This window comes from Rubrimonas cliftonensis (genome assembly GCF_900107585.1).
Lineage (GTDB): Bacteria > Pseudomonadota > Alphaproteobacteria > Rhodobacterales > Rhodobacteraceae > Rubrimonas > Rubrimonas cliftonensis.
The window spans coordinates 187,981-201,311 of the sequence record NZ_FNQM01000005.1 but is presented as its reverse complement, the minus strand read 5'-3'; the positions used below and the strand labels follow the sequence as shown (position 1 = coordinate 201,311).

At 69.4% G+C, this 13,331-nt stretch carries 7 protein-coding genes and 1 tRNA gene; 7 read left to right on the top strand and 1 reads right to left on the bottom strand.

The features are described 5' to 3' along the window. Positions 1-3: 3 nt before the first annotated feature. The 4 genes from BLW43_RS11000 to BLW43_RS10980 all read left to right on the top strand — a co-directional run bounded on the left by BLW43_RS11000 (position 4) and on the right by BLW43_RS10980 (position 5,193). Positions 4-79, top strand: a tRNA-Thr gene (locus tag BLW43_RS11000). A gap of 1,065 nt (positions 80-1,144) precedes the next feature. Continuing rightward, positions 1,145-3,379 (top strand): methyl-accepting chemotaxis protein, encoded by a 2,235-nt coding sequence (locus BLW43_RS10990; RefSeq protein ID WP_175478854.1) that lies wholly within the window; start codon positions 1,145-1,147, stop codon positions 3,377-3,379. Positions 3,380-3,498: 119 nt separating this feature from the next. Beyond that, complete coding sequence (locus tag BLW43_RS10985) at positions 3,499-4,479, top strand: MBL fold metallo-hydrolase (protein WP_217632154.1); 981 nt, start codon at positions 3,499-3,501, stop codon at positions 4,477-4,479. Between the two features lie 441 nt (positions 4,480-4,920). Then, positions 4,921-5,193 carry a PepSY domain-containing protein gene (locus tag BLW43_RS10980; RefSeq protein ID WP_093253177.1) on the top strand — a complete coding sequence of 91 codons (273 nt, stop codon included), beginning with the start codon at positions 4,921-4,923 and terminating at the stop codon, positions 5,191-5,193. Between the two features lie 90 nt (positions 5,194-5,283). Here the strand turns inward: BLW43_RS10980 and metH are convergent, their stop codons facing one another. Further along, a complete protein-coding gene (metH, locus tag BLW43_RS10975; protein ID WP_093253174.1) occupies positions 5,284-9,060 on the bottom strand; it encodes a methionine synthase in 3,777 nt (1,258 codons plus the stop codon). 260 nt (positions 9,061-9,320) lie between these two features. On the opposite strand from metH, the gene BLW43_RS10970 reads away from it, so the two are divergent. The 3 genes from BLW43_RS10970 to BLW43_RS10960 all read left to right on the top strand — a co-directional run bounded on the left by BLW43_RS10970 (position 9,321) and on the right by BLW43_RS10960 (position 13,196). Continuing rightward, positions 9,321-9,932: a LolA family protein gene (locus tag BLW43_RS10970; RefSeq protein WP_093253172.1), complete on the top strand. Its 612-nt coding sequence runs from the start codon at positions 9,321-9,323 to the stop codon at positions 9,930-9,932. Positions 9,933-10,053: 121 nt separating this feature from the next. Then, complete coding sequence (locus BLW43_RS10965) at positions 10,054-11,388, top strand: glutamine synthetase family protein (protein WP_093253358.1); 1,335 nt, start codon at positions 10,054-10,056, stop codon at positions 11,386-11,388. A gap of 119 nt (positions 11,389-11,507) precedes the next feature. Further along, a complete protein-coding gene (locus tag BLW43_RS10960) occupies positions 11,508-13,196 on the top strand; it encodes a sensor histidine kinase (protein ID WP_093253169.1) in 1,689 nt (562 codons plus the stop codon). Positions 13,197-13,331: the final 135 nt, after the last annotated feature.

Sequence of the window (13,331 nt, the reverse complement as noted above, 5' to 3'; positions counted from 1 at the left end):
AATGCCGCTTTAGCTCAGTTGGTAGAGCACATCATTCGTAATGATGGGGTCGTCAGTTCGAGTCTGACAAGCGGCACCACGCCCCGGCGGCGATCGCAACGCCCTCGCTGGCGGACAGGGCTGCTGAAAGCCGCCCCTCGTCGCAAGCTTCGCCGGCGATCATGCCCGATCAAGCTGTTTCAGGTTCGCAGCGGGTTTCTTCAGGTTGGCGACCGCCACTGTCGCCGACACAAGCCGGACATGACCGACTTGCCGTAGCCGCCGCTTCTGAGGGCTTCGGCTTTTTGCGCGAGACGATCACTCGCGCGATCCGGACTTCCCGTCGCACCGGGCGCCGGGGACAGTCGCGAGGACGGTCGGTTTCGGCTGATCCGCTTCGGTGCGCGCCTTGCGGTCGCCATTCCGCCCGATCGCTCGCGGGCGATCGGGACATTGCCGCAGCCCGGACGCCGCACCGCAGCGCCGCCGAAACGCGAGCGCCGAGAGACGCCCACCTGACACGGCTCCTCGCGCCATGCGGCGGTCCTCCCGTCGTGATCACCAAGAAGCTGCGCAGCTGCAGGCGGCCGATCATGGGCGACGACGCGCCGAAGGTCGATCTTGGCGCGCGCACGAAACTGAGGGCCGCATCGGTGGCGGGCGCCGCCCGCCATCGCGCGCGAGACGATCATGGGCCGGTTGAGGTCGCCTGTCGGGCGCGGGGTTTGCGCTCGGCCCGCGACCACCTCGGCGTCGTGTCCGCCCCATGCGCCAGCTAACCGGCGCCGGCTTCGGGACGCGAACGACCTCTGAACGGAAGCTGAGCGTTCGCAGCATCGGCTGACCGTGCAGGCGCTCAAGAACCTGTTATGACTATCCGTTTTCCAAGTATTAATCACCTACATCACCTGGCGCCGTCCATAATACGTCGATCTGGACGAATGCTTAGCCGGCGATGCCCCTCCGACCGGCTTTCCTCGCAAACTGGTCAGCACCGATCGAGACCCCGCACCGGCGCTGCTGCTTTGCAGCATCGCGACGCCGGCTATCCACCGCGGTGAGCCCCTCCGGATTTTCATGAAAACAGCTGCGATCTGACGCCCACCCATAGACAAATGCTTCATGTTTCAAAGCCCTAGTGATGGCGAGGCAATGGAGGTCAGCCATGTTTGCGTCTTGGAGTATCGCGCGCCGTCTGGCGGTCGGGTTCGGGGTGGTTCTCGCGGCCCTTGTCGGTCTCGCCAGCGTCACCGCGCTGAGCCTGTCCGAGGTCGGCAAGAGCGTCGAACTTTATCGGTCGGCCTCGAAGCTCTCGGGGCGCATGGCGACGGCGCTCGAGGGCCTCTCGGTCGCGCGGATGGACGCGCTGCGCTACCGCGAGGACAGCGCCCCCGCGACGGCGGAAAGCGCGCTTTCGGAACTCCGGAGCGTCATCGACCAGCTGCCGGACATGATCCGTCTCGCGGGCGACGACGCGGCCCTCACGAGCGCCATGCGCGACACCGTCGAGAAGCTGGAGGCATACCGCGCCGCGTTCGCCGCCACCGTCGAGATCGCCGACGGCGCCGATGCGGCGCGCACCCGGTTTCTCACGGAGACGATCGAGACCCGCCGCCTCATCAGCAGCCTCGTGACGCTGGCGGAGGAGCAGGGACGCAACGACATGGCGCTCCAGCTCTCCCGCGCGAGCGAGGCCTTCCTGCTCACCCGCGTGCGCGTCGACCGCTTCCTGGGCGGAGCCGGGATCGAGGATTATGACAGCGCGGCGGCGCCGCTCGCCGAAGTGCGCGCGGGCATAACGGACGTGCGCGACGCTACGCTCGACCGCACGCTGCGCTATCAGGCCGACGCCGCGCTCGCCGGCCTCGCCGCCTTCCAGTCGGGCGCCGAGGCGATCAAGAACGACGAGATGCGCCTGCGCGAGCTGCGCTTCGGTCAACTCGACGCCCTCGGCCCGCAGATCCTCCACGCCTTCGGCGTCGTCTCCGAGCAGGCCAAGGCGCAGCGCGACGCCATCGGGCCGGAAATGTCGAGGACGGTGAACCTCGCAGAAATCACCGCGGTCGCCCTCAGCGTCGGCGCCACGATCGTCGGCGTCCTGATGGCGTGGTTCTGCATGCAGTCGATTTCCAGCGCCATCCGCAAGCAGTCCGGCGCCATGGAGCGCCTCGCCAGCGGCGACCTCGACATCGAGATCGACGGCGCGCAGCACCGGCACGAGCTCGGGGCGATGGCCCGCGCGCTGGAGAACTTCCGCGAGAACGCCCGCGAAGTCGCCGCGTCGGACGCCAGGGCCGCCGAGGCCCGCGCCAGGATGATGGGCGAGTTGCAGGAGGCCTTCGGCCGGGTCGTGGACAGCGCCGTGGCCGGCGACTTCTCGGCCCGCGTCTCGGCCCGCTTCCCCGACGCCGAGCTGAACGCGCTCGGCGAGGGCGTGAACCGCCTGCTCCATACCGTCGAGAGCGGCGTCGCGGAGACCAGCCGCGTCGTCGGCCGCATGGCGGAAGGCGATCTCACGGCCTCGATGTCGGGCAGCTACTCCGGCGCGTTCGCGGCGCTTCAGACGGACATGAACGCGACCGTCGCCAAGCTCTCCTCGCTGGTGAACGACATCACCGAGGCGGCCGGCGACGTCCGCGCCAGCTCATCGGAGATCGCCTCGGGCGCGGCGCAGGTCTCGCAGCGCGCCGAGCAGCAGGCCGCGGCGCTCGAGGAAACCTCGGCCACCATGGAGGAGATGACGGGATCTGTGCGCTCCAACGCCGACAATGCGGCCAAGGCCGCGTCGCTCGCCGACTCCACCGCCAAGCAGGCCGACGCGGGCCAGAACGTCGCCCAGGCCGCGCAGCAGGCGATGAGCCAGATCGAGAAGTCCTCCGAGCGGATCTCCGAGATCGTCGGCATGATCGACAGCATCGCCTTCACCACCAACCTGCTCGCGCTCAACGCCTCGGTCGAGGCGGCGCGCGCCGGTGAGGCGGGCCGCGGCTTCGCAGTGGTGGCCAGCGAGGTGCGCAGCCTCGCCCAGCGCTCCGCCGACGCCGCCAAGGACATCCGCACCCTCATCGACGAAAGCCGAACCCATGTCGGCGACGGCGTGAGCCGCGTGGGCGAGACGCGCACCGCGCTGGAGAACATCGTCAACGGCGTGCTCTCGCTCTCCAACTCGATCGAGGAGATCTCGCGCTCCAGCAAGGAGCAGGCGACCAGCATCGACGAGATCGCCTCGGCCGTCAGCCAGATGGACCAGATGACCCAGTCCAACGCCGCCATGGCGGAGGAGAGCGCATCGAGCGCCGGGGCGCTGGCCGAGCAGTCGGCGCGGCTGGAGCAGTCCGTCGGCTTCTTCTCCACCGGTTCATCCCGGCGCCGGAAGGCCTATTCGATCGCGGCCGAGTAGCCGCGCGCGCCGCGCCGTTCTCCGAGAGGGGGATGACGCGGCGAGTCTCCGCGCCATATCGCCGCGCAAGGCCGCGTCAAAAGGCGGGGCCTTCCACGCGACGGGACAGGGGGAGACCGATGACAGACCACACCTTCGCCGCCAGCGCCTTGACGCGGCGCGCGGCGCTCGCGGCGCCGGCCGTGCTTGGAGCGGCTCTGGCAGCCGCGGCGGGCGGCGCGCCCGCCCGCGCAGCCGCGCCGATGCAGGGGCCGATGCGGCCCGGCGTGCGGCGCGTCGCCCTCGGCGGCTTCGAGGTCACGACGCTGCACGACGGCTATGTTGTGGCGGGCGATCCGCACGGCATCTTCGGAACGGACCGGCCGCAGGCCGAGGTTCATGCGCTGGCCGAGGAAAATCTGCTGCCGGCCACGGCGCTGGTGAACAATTACACCGTGACGCTGCTCAACACCGGCGCGGAGCTGATCCTGTTCGACACCGGCAACGCGCCCGCCACGGAAGGCACGCGCGGCTTCACGCTCGCCCGGCTCGCCGAGGCTGGCGTCTCGCCCGAGCAGATCGACGTCGTGGTGATCACCCACATGCACGGCGACCATATCGGCGGGCTGATGACCGACGGCGCCCCGACCTTCCCCAACGCCCGCTACGTCATGGGCGCGAGGGAGTACGACGCCTGGACCAACGGCGGCGTGCCGGAAGAGCGCGCGGCGGGCGTCATCCCGATCGTCACGCCGCTGGCGGAGAAGACCACCTTCATCGAGCCGGGCCAGTCGGTCGTGAGCGGGGTCGAGGCGGTCGAGGCCTTCGGCCATGCGCCGGGCCACATGGTCTATCACCTCGAAAGCGAGGGCCGGCGGCTGATGGTCACCGCCGACACGGCGAACCACTTCGTCCTGTCGCTGCAGCGCCCGGACTGGGAGGTGCGCTTCGACATGGACAAGGCCGCCGCCGCCGCGACGCGCCGCAAGATCTTCGGCATGATCGCCGCCGACCGGGTGCCGTTCATCGGCTACCACATGCCCTTCCCCGCCATCGGCTATGTCGAGGCGCTGGGCGAGGGTTTCCGCTACATTCCCGAGACCTACCAGCTCGCGATCTGAGCCGGGCGCCGCCGGCCCGCGACGCGTGGGCCGGCGGACCAACAGAGACGCGGACGCCTGGTCGCGGCCGACCCGCATTGCTGAGACCGCAGGGCGCGCCGCGCTCGTTTCATGTTTCCACGCGGCAAACTCCGCCCGCGGCTCATCGATGATGCTGTTCTTGAATTTATGGCGCGGGCCGACATCGAATATCTTCGTGAATAGTCCGGCACTTCATCGCGGGGGGAGTTGTTGCTCCTGACGCCCTCCAGCACCGCGCCGGAGATGCTGCGAAACGGCTTCGCAATCACGAGCGCTTGAGTTGGCGCTGGCGGTGCTGGATCGATACTTCCGGCTCGCGGGCGTCGACCACGCTTCGGAGACGCCGCATCCAGGATTGGTCGCCGGAATGGCTTTCGCCGCGGGTGAGCGTCCCGGCGACAGCCGGCATGGGAGAACGAAATGAACCGCATGATCTTCGCCAGCGCCGCCGCGGCCTGGCTTGCGGCGGCGCCGGGCAGCCTCGCCCAGCAGAGCGGCGCCGCCACGGGGCTGGCGATCCCCGACGTGGTGGCGCAGCTCAAGGCCGAGGGCTACACCGACTTCCACGAGATCGAGCGCGAGAACGGTCGGTATGAGGTCCTCGTCAGCAGGGCCGACGGCCAGACCTTCGAAATCTATCTCGACGCCCGCACCGGCGACACGCTGAAGGTCGAGCGCACATATCTCGACTAGACGCACATCGCGCGTGACCGGCGCAGGAGGCGACAACCGGGGCGGGCGGCGGCCCCCGGCCCAGCGCGCAGCCGGGGTGTGAAGCCCGCCCTACTCGGCTGCGAGCTTCTCCACGCCTTCCGGCGTCGGGGTATAGTTGAGGATCGGCGCGCACCACTTCTCGACCTCGGCCACGGTCATGCCCTTGCGCGCGGCGTAGTCCTCGACCTGATCGCGCTCGATGCGCGCCACGCCGAAATAGTAGCTCTCCGGGTGGCCGACATAGAGGCCGGAGACCGAGGAGCCGGGCCACATCGCGAAGCTTTCGGTCAGCTTGACGCCGGCCGCCTTCTCCGCGTCGAGCAGTTCGAAAAGCGTGGTCTTTTCGGTGTGGTCAGGCTGGGCGGGGTAGCCGGGCGCGGGGCGGATGCCGGCGTAGGGCTCGCCGATCAGTTCGCTGGGGGTGAGCGCCTCGTCCGGCGCATAGCCCCAGAACTCGCGGCGGACCTTCTCGTGCATGCGCTCGGCGAAGGCTTCCGCGAAGCGGTCGGCGAGCGCCTTGACCATGATCGAGCCGTAATCGTCGTTGGCCTTCTCGAAGCGCTCGGCGATGGCGATCTCCTCGACGCCCGCCGTCACCACGAAACCGCCGACATAATCCGCCGCCGCGCCCTCCGGCGCCACGAAGTCAGACAGCGCCACGTTGGGCCGACCGTCGCGCTTGGGCGACTGCTGGCGCAGGGTGTGGAGTGTGGCGAGCGTCTCGCTGCGGTCCTCGCCCGCATAGAGGCGTATGTCGTCGCCCACGGCGTTGGCCGGCCAGAAGCCCACCACCGCGCGGGGGTTGAACCACTTTTCCTCGATGATCTGCTTGAGCATCGCCTGCGCGTCGTCGAACAGCGACTTCGCCGCCGCGCCGACCTTCTCATCCTCGAAGATGCGCGGATAGACGCCCTTCAGCTCCCAGGTCTGGAAGAACGGCGTCCAGTCGATGTACTGCGCCAGCTCCGCAAGATCCCAGCCGTCGAACACGCGCGTCCCGGTGAACTGCGGCGCGGGCGGCGCATAGCCCGTGAAGTCGATCTTCAGCGCGTTGTCGCGCGCCTGCGCGAGCGTGATGCGCTTCTTGGCGAGCTCGGCGCGGGCGTGGCGCTCCGCCACCTCGGCGTATTCCTTGCGCACCTTCTCGATGGCGCCGTCGCGCTGGTCGTCCGACAGCAGGCCCGAGACGACGCCCACCGCGCGGCTGGCGTCGGTGACGTAGATCGCCTGACCGCGGGTGTAGCGCGGGTGGATCTTCACCGCGGTATGGACCTTGGAGGTCGTCGCCCCGCCGATCAGCAGCGGGATGTCGAAGCCCTCGCGCTCCATCTCCGACGCGACATGCGCCATCTCGTCGAGCGAGGGCGTGATGAGGCCGGAGAGGCCGATCACGTCGACCTTCTCGGCCTTCGCCGTCTCCAGTATCTTCGTCGCCGGCACCATCACGCCGAGGTCGATGATCTCGTAGTTGTTGCAGGCCAGCACGACGCCGACGATGTTCTTGCCGATGTCATGCACGTCGCCCTTGACGGTCGCCATCAGCACCTTGCCCGCGGTCTGGCGGCCCTCGCCGCCCGAGAGGCGCTTCTCCTCCTCCATGTAGGGCAGCAGCACGGCGACGGCCTGCTTCATCACGCGGGCGGATTTCACCACCTGCGGCAGGAACATCTTTCCCGCGCCGAACAGGTCTCCGACCACGTTCATGCCGGCCATCAGCGGGCCTTCGATGACGTGCAGCGGGCGCTCGGCCTGCTGTCGGGCCTCCTCGGTGTCGGCGTCGATGAATTCCGTGATGCCGTTGACGAGCGCATGCTCCAGCCGCTTCTCGATCGGCCACTCGCGCCAGGCGAGGTCGCGCTCGCGCGCCTCCTTGCCCGCGGCGCCGCGATAACGCTCGGCGATGTCGAGCAGGCGCTCGGTCGCGGTCCCCTCGCCCGCCGGCTTGCGGTTCAGCACCACGTCCTCGCAGGCCTCGCGCAGATCGGCGTCGATGCTCTCATAGACGGCGAGCTGGCCCGCGTTGACGATGCCCATGTCCATGCCCGCCCGGATGGCGTGGAACAGGAACACCGAGTGCATCGCCTCGCGCACCGGCTCGTTGCCGCGGAACGAGAAGGAGAGGTTCGAGACGCCGCCCGAGATGTGGACATGCGGGCAGTCGGTCGTGATGCGGCGGGCGGCGCCGATGAAGTCGGCCCCGTAATTGTCGTGCTCCTCGATGCCGGTCGCCACGGCGAACACGTTGGGATCGAAGATGATGTCCTCGGGCGGGAAGCCGACCTCCTCGGTCAGCAGCCTGTAGGCGCGCGCGCAGATCTCGACCTTGCGATCCTCGTCATCGGCCTGGCCCTGCTCGTCGAAGGCCATCACGACGACGGCGGCGCCATAGGCCCGGCAGAGCCGCGCCTGTTCGAGGAACTGCGCCTCGCCCTCCTTCATCGAGATGGAGTTCACCACCGACTTGCCCTGAACGCATTTCAGGCCGGCCTCGATGATCTCCCACTTCGAGCTGTCGATCATGACTGGGACGCGGGCGATGTCTGGCTCGGCGGCGACGAGGTTGAGGAACTCGACCATCGCCTGCTTCGAATCGATCAGTCCCTCGTCCATGTTGACGTCGATGATCTGGGCCCCGTTCTCGACCTGGTCGCGCGCCACGTCGAGCGCGGCGGCGTAGTCGGCGTTGGTGATCAGCTTGCGGAACTTCGCCGAGCCGGTGACGTTGGTGCGCTCGCCGACGTTCACGAAGGGAATGTCTTTCGTCAGCGTGAAGGGCTCCAGCCCCGACAGGCGCATGTGGCGCTCGATCTGCGGGATGGCGCGGGGCGGATGCTTCGCCACGGCGTCGGCGATGGCCTTGATGTGCGCCGGCGTCGAGCCGCAGCAGCCGCCGACGATGTTGACGATGCCTTCCTTTGCGAAACCCTCGATCTGCGCGGCCATCGCCTCGGGGCTCTCGTCGTATTCGCCCATCTCGTTGGGCAGGCCGGCGTTGGGGTAGGCGCTGACGAAGGTGTCGGCGACGCCGGAGATCTCCGCCAGATGCGCGCGCATCGCCGCCGCGCCCAGCGCGCAGTTGAGGCCCACCGCGAAGGGCTGCGCGTGGCGCACCGAATGCCAGAAGGCGGTCGGCGTCTGCCCCGAGAGGGTGCGGCCCGAAAGGTCGGTGATCGTGCCCGATATCATCACCGGCAGGCGCAGGCCCTGCTCGTGAAACACCTCCTCGCAGGCGAAGATCGCGGCCTTGGCGTTCAGCGTGTCGAAGATCGTCTCGATGAGGATGAGGTCCGCCCCGCCCTCCATCAGCCCGCGCACCTGCTGGCCATAGGCGATGCGCAGGTCGTCGAAGCTGACGGCGCGGAAGCCGGGGTTGTTCACGTCGGGCGAGATCGAAGCGGTGCGGTTGGTCGGGCCCAGCGCGCCGGCGACGAAGCGGCGGCGCCCGTCCTGCGCCGTCGCGCGGTCGAGCGCGCGGCGCACGAGGCGCGCACCCTGCACGTTCAGATCATGGACCGCGCCCTGCAGGCCGTAGTCGGCCTGGGCGATGGTGGTGGACGAGAAGGTGTTGGTCTCGACGATGTCGGCGCCGGCCATGGCGTACTGGTGGTGGATGTCCTCGATGGCGTCGGGCTGCGTGAGGATCAGCAGGTCGTTGTTGCCCTGCTGCGGGTGCTCGACGCCCTGCAGCGCATGGCAGGCGCAGCCGCCGCCGTGGCCCTGGAATGCGTCCTCGCCAAAGCCGAGACCCTGGATCGCGGTGCCCATCGCGCCGTCGAGAATGAGGATCCGCTCGCGCGCCGCCGCTTCGAGCGCACCGAAAACCTCGGATTTCGCGATCTTGGCCATGCCGTTCTCCAGTCAGTCAGCCGCACAGATATTCCCTTTATCAGCGATCAGGCTTGACGTGAAATGACTGAATCCCCGCCTGACATGACTCAGCGTCATGTGAACGGGGGGCGTCGGCGGCTTCATGGCGCCGTCAGCCGGCCCCGAACGGCGTCCATCGGCCGCGACAGACGCGTTTCCAGCGGCGGCGGTTCGTCGTATAGGTGGGGTGACGCGGCGCGGCCTTGCGCGCGGCGCCCCCCAAGGCCACCTGCGAGCCCATGACCCAGACCTTCGCCGCCTTCGCCGCAAGCCTCGCGCTCGCCCTCGCGCTACCAGCACCCGCCCCCGCCGGTCCGGCAGAGGACGCGAGAGACCTCGCCCGCATCTCCAACTATCTGAACGCCACCGAGACGCTCGAAGGGAATTTCGTGCAGGTCGACCCTGGCGGCGTGGTGTCGGAGGGCGACTTCTACATGCGCAGGCCCGGCCGCCTGCGGTTCGAATACGCCCCTCCCAACCCGACGCTGGTGATCGCGGACGGCTTCTGGGTGGCGGTGATCGACGCGCGAGACGGCGTGGCCGACCGCGTGCCGCTCTCGGAGACGCCGCTCTATCTCCTGCTCAAGGAGAACGTCGACCTGCGCCGCGAGGGCGCCGTCACGCGCATCGAGCGCGGCGACAACCAGCTAGCCGTCACCGCCGGCGACCCTTCGGGCGAGGTTCAGGGCGACATCACCATGGTGTTCTCCAACAATCCGCTGGAGCTGCGCCAGTGGATCGTGACGGACGCCGAGGGCAAGGCCACCACCGTCGCGCTGCGCGACATGCGCGCGAACGTGCGCATCGAACCCTCCCAGTTCGTGATCGAGAATGCCCCCAGAGACAACTGAGCCCCAGCCGATCCGCCGCGCCGCCAGAGACGACGCATCCCCCGCCGCCCGGGCGCGGCGTCACACCGAGGTCGAAGGGCTGTCCCGGCCGGCGGAGGCCGGAGACGGGACCGTGGCGGAGATGGCGGAATGGCTGCGGTCGCGCCGCGTCACAGAGGTCGAGTGCCTCGTGGCGGACATGTCGGGCGTCGCCCGCGGGAAGATCCTGCCGACCGAGAAGTTCCTGATCTCGGCCGGCGAGAGCGGCCTGCGCCTGCCCGACAGCGTGTTCGCGCAGACCGTCACCGGCGATTTCGTCGACAGCGAGGTGATCGACTACACGGAGCCGGACCTGATCCTGCACCCCGACCCGGCGACGCTAAGGCTCGTGCCCTGGTACGACGAGCCGACCGCGCAGGTGATCTGCGACGCCCGCCACCGGGCTGGGGAGCCTTGCGTGATGGCCCCCCGAGAGGTGCTGCGCCGGGTGCTGGCGCTCTACGCCGAGCGCGGCTGGAAGCCGGTCGTCGCGCCGGAGCTGGAGTTCTACCTCTGCAAGCGCAACCTCGACCCCGACTATCCGCTGGAGGCGCCAGTCGGCAAATCGGGCCGCGCCGAAACGGGGCGGCAATCCTACGGCATCGACGCGGTCAACGAGTTCGATCCGGTGTTCGAGGACATGTACGACTGGTGCGAGGCGCAGGGTCTCGACGTCGACACGCTGATCCACGAGGGCGGCGCCGCGCAGGTCGAGATCAACTTCGACCATGGCGACGCGCTGTCGCTGGCCGATCAGGTTTTCATCTTCAAGCGCACGGTCCGGCAGGCGGCGCTGAAGCACGGCATCTACGCCACCTTCATGGCCAAGCCGCACCAGAGCGAACCCGGCTCGGCCATGCACATCCACCAGAGCGTCGTGAGCGTGGACACCGGCGAGAACCTGTTCTCCGACCCAGACGGCCGCGACACGCCGCTCTTTCTCAGCCACATCGCCGGGCTGCAGAAATACCTTCACGAGGCGATGGCGCTGATCGGGCCGAACGTGAACAGCTACCGCCGGCTGGTGAAGGACTTCGCCGCGCCCATCAACACCCATTGGGGCCTTGAGAACCGCACCGTCGGCCTGCGCGTGCCCGCCTCGCGCCCCCATGCGCGACGCATCGAGAACCGCATTCCCGGCGCCGACGCGAATTCCTACCTCGCCATCGCCACCTCGCTCATCTGCGGCTGGCTCGGCATGGAGGAAGGTCTGGAGCCCACCGCGCCGCTCCAGAAAAGCGCCTATGTGATGAAGAGCCAGCGGCTGCCCCGCCACCTGCTCGACGCGCTCTACAACCTGCGCCGCTCCAGCGCGCTGCGCGAGGCGCTGGGCGACGACTTCGTGACGATGTTCCTGGAGGTGAAGGCCGCCGAGCACGACGCCTACCAGCAGGTCATCTCGGCCTGGGAGCGCGAGCACCTGCTGCTCAACGTCTGAGGCGGGCGACCGCCGGTCGCCCCCCGTCATGCAAGCGGACGCTTGCGTGAGGCGGGGGGCCGGCGCACCGTGCCGCGGGCGGCCTTCGGGGCGGTGGCGATTGTTCGGGGCGGTGTTTCATGGCGTGGGTTCGTGTTGTTGCAACCTTCGTCATCGCGCTGGTCGCCGCGTCGGGCTGGTTGTCGCCGAGGCTCGGCGACACCGGCGTTTCGGTCCTCTATCTGCCGCTGGCGACGCTCGCCGTTGCGCTGACGGTCCGGGTCACGCTGGCCGAGGCCGTCGGCTGCTGCGCGGCCTTCGCGGCCGCCGGCATCTGCTGGGCCGCCATCAGCGGCCAGAACCTGATCGGGACGACGCCGTTTCTCATCATCGACATCGCCGAGGCCGCGACGCTGGCGACGATCCTGCGCTGGCGCAGAGGCCGGGCGTTCAGCCTCGGGCGGCTAGAGGACATCGTCCGCTTCGTCGTCGCGACCTTTCTCGTCTCGATCGCCTTCGGCGGCCTTGCCGCGCTGCTCGCCGCAGCGTCGATCGAGAACGTGGTCCTGACAGCCTACGACCCCCTGCGGACATGGCGCGACTGGGCGGCCGGCGACATCGCCGCCTATTTCACGCTGACGGCGGCGGCGCTGCTGCTGAGGCATGTCGGCGCGCGCCGCGGCGGGCGCATCGTGGCGCGGCGCCCCCGGGAGTTCGCGATGCTGGCGGGGCTCACCCTCTTCGCTGTCTGCTACGACTTCCAGATGCTGCCGGCGCTGGAGCACGCGCTGCTCGGCGCAGCCGGAACCGAGGCGGGAACCCGGCATCCCGCGCTGCTGTTCCTGACCTTCCCGGCGGTCATCTGGCTGTCGGCCTCGTTCGGGCCCATGGGGGCCGCGGCGTCGATCCTGCTGACGGTCGCGCCGGGGCTCCATCTGGCCCATGCCGGCTACGGGCCGGTGTGGATCGAGGCGCCGGCGGACCGCGCGCTGGTGATGCAGGCCTGGGTCTGCGTCTGCGCGCTGGCGGCCCTCGTGGTCGCGGCGCTGGCCGATCTGGCGCGCCGGCGCGAGCGGCTCCGCCGTCGGGCGTCGGCGCTCGCCCGCCGACGGGCCGGCGAGCGCGACGATTTCCTCGCCGCGATGAACCACGAGCTGCGGACGCCGCTCAACGGCGTCATCGGCTTCGCGGAACTGCTGGGCGCCGAGATCGGCGGCCCGCTGTCGCCGCTCCATCGCAAGTTCGTCGACCATCTCAGGATCTCCGCCGACCGGCTGCTCGCGCTCGTGACGCGGGTGCAGAGCCTGTCCCTGACACGCGGGGACGCCATCCGCATCGCGGCGGAGCCGACCCCTGCGCTGGCGCTGCTCGCAGCCGCCCGCGAGAGCGTCGAGCCGCTTGCCAGAGCGTCCGGGCTCACGGTCACGCTGGACGCCGACCCGGAGCTGCGCGTCCTGTGCGACCCTGCGGCGGTGCGTCTCGCGCTTGGCGACGTCCTGCTGAACGCGATCCGCCATTCGCGGGCCGGCGGATCGATCGCCCTGTCCGCGCAGGCCTGCGGCGGCGGCGGCGTGACGCTGACCGTGGCCGATGACGGCGCCGGCTTCGACCCCGCCGAGGTCATGGGGCGACGCGACCTGACCCGGGGCGACGACGCCGCCGGCCTCGGTCTCCAGCTGGTGGACATCGTCATGTGCCGGCACGGCGGCGCGCTTCAGGTGCGCAGCGCGCCGGGGAGCGGCGCAACCGTCAGCCTGCGGTTTCCGGCGTCGGGTCCACAGACCGTCCCCCAGGACGGTCTGCTGGACGAGCCGACCTCGCGGGTCTGAGCCCCTCGCTCATGCGGCGCTGGCGCGGTTCGGCGGAGAGGTCGAACCGCTCGATGAAGCGGTCCGCAGGCGCGGCGTGCACCGCGGAGGTCTTGTGGGCGGCGTCATGGTCGACGGGCGTCGAGCAATCGGAGT

Coding starts and splice junctions, on each gene's coding strand:
- BLW43_RS10990 (WP_175478854.1), top strand. CDS start 1,145: ATGTTTGCGTCTTGGAGTATCGCGCGCCGTCTGGCGGTCGGGTTCGGG.
- metH (WP_093253174.1), bottom strand. CDS start 9,060: ATGGCCAAGATCGCGAAATCCGAGGTTTTCGGTGCGCTCGAAGCGGCG.
- BLW43_RS10985 (WP_217632154.1), top strand. CDS start 3,499: ATGACAGACCACACCTTCGCCGCCAGCGCCTTGACGCGGCGCGCGGCG.
- BLW43_RS10970 (WP_093253172.1), top strand. CDS start 9,321: ATGACCCAGACCTTCGCCGCCTTCGCCGCAAGCCTCGCGCTCGCCCTC.
- BLW43_RS10960 (WP_093253169.1), top strand. CDS start 11,508: ATGGCGTGGGTTCGTGTTGTTGCAACCTTCGTCATCGCGCTGGTCGCC.
- BLW43_RS10980 (WP_093253177.1), top strand. CDS start 4,921: ATGAACCGCATGATCTTCGCCAGCGCCGCCGCGGCCTGGCTTGCGGCG.
- BLW43_RS10965 (WP_093253358.1), top strand. CDS start 10,054: ATGGCGGAATGGCTGCGGTCGCGCCGCGTCACAGAGGTCGAGTGCCTC.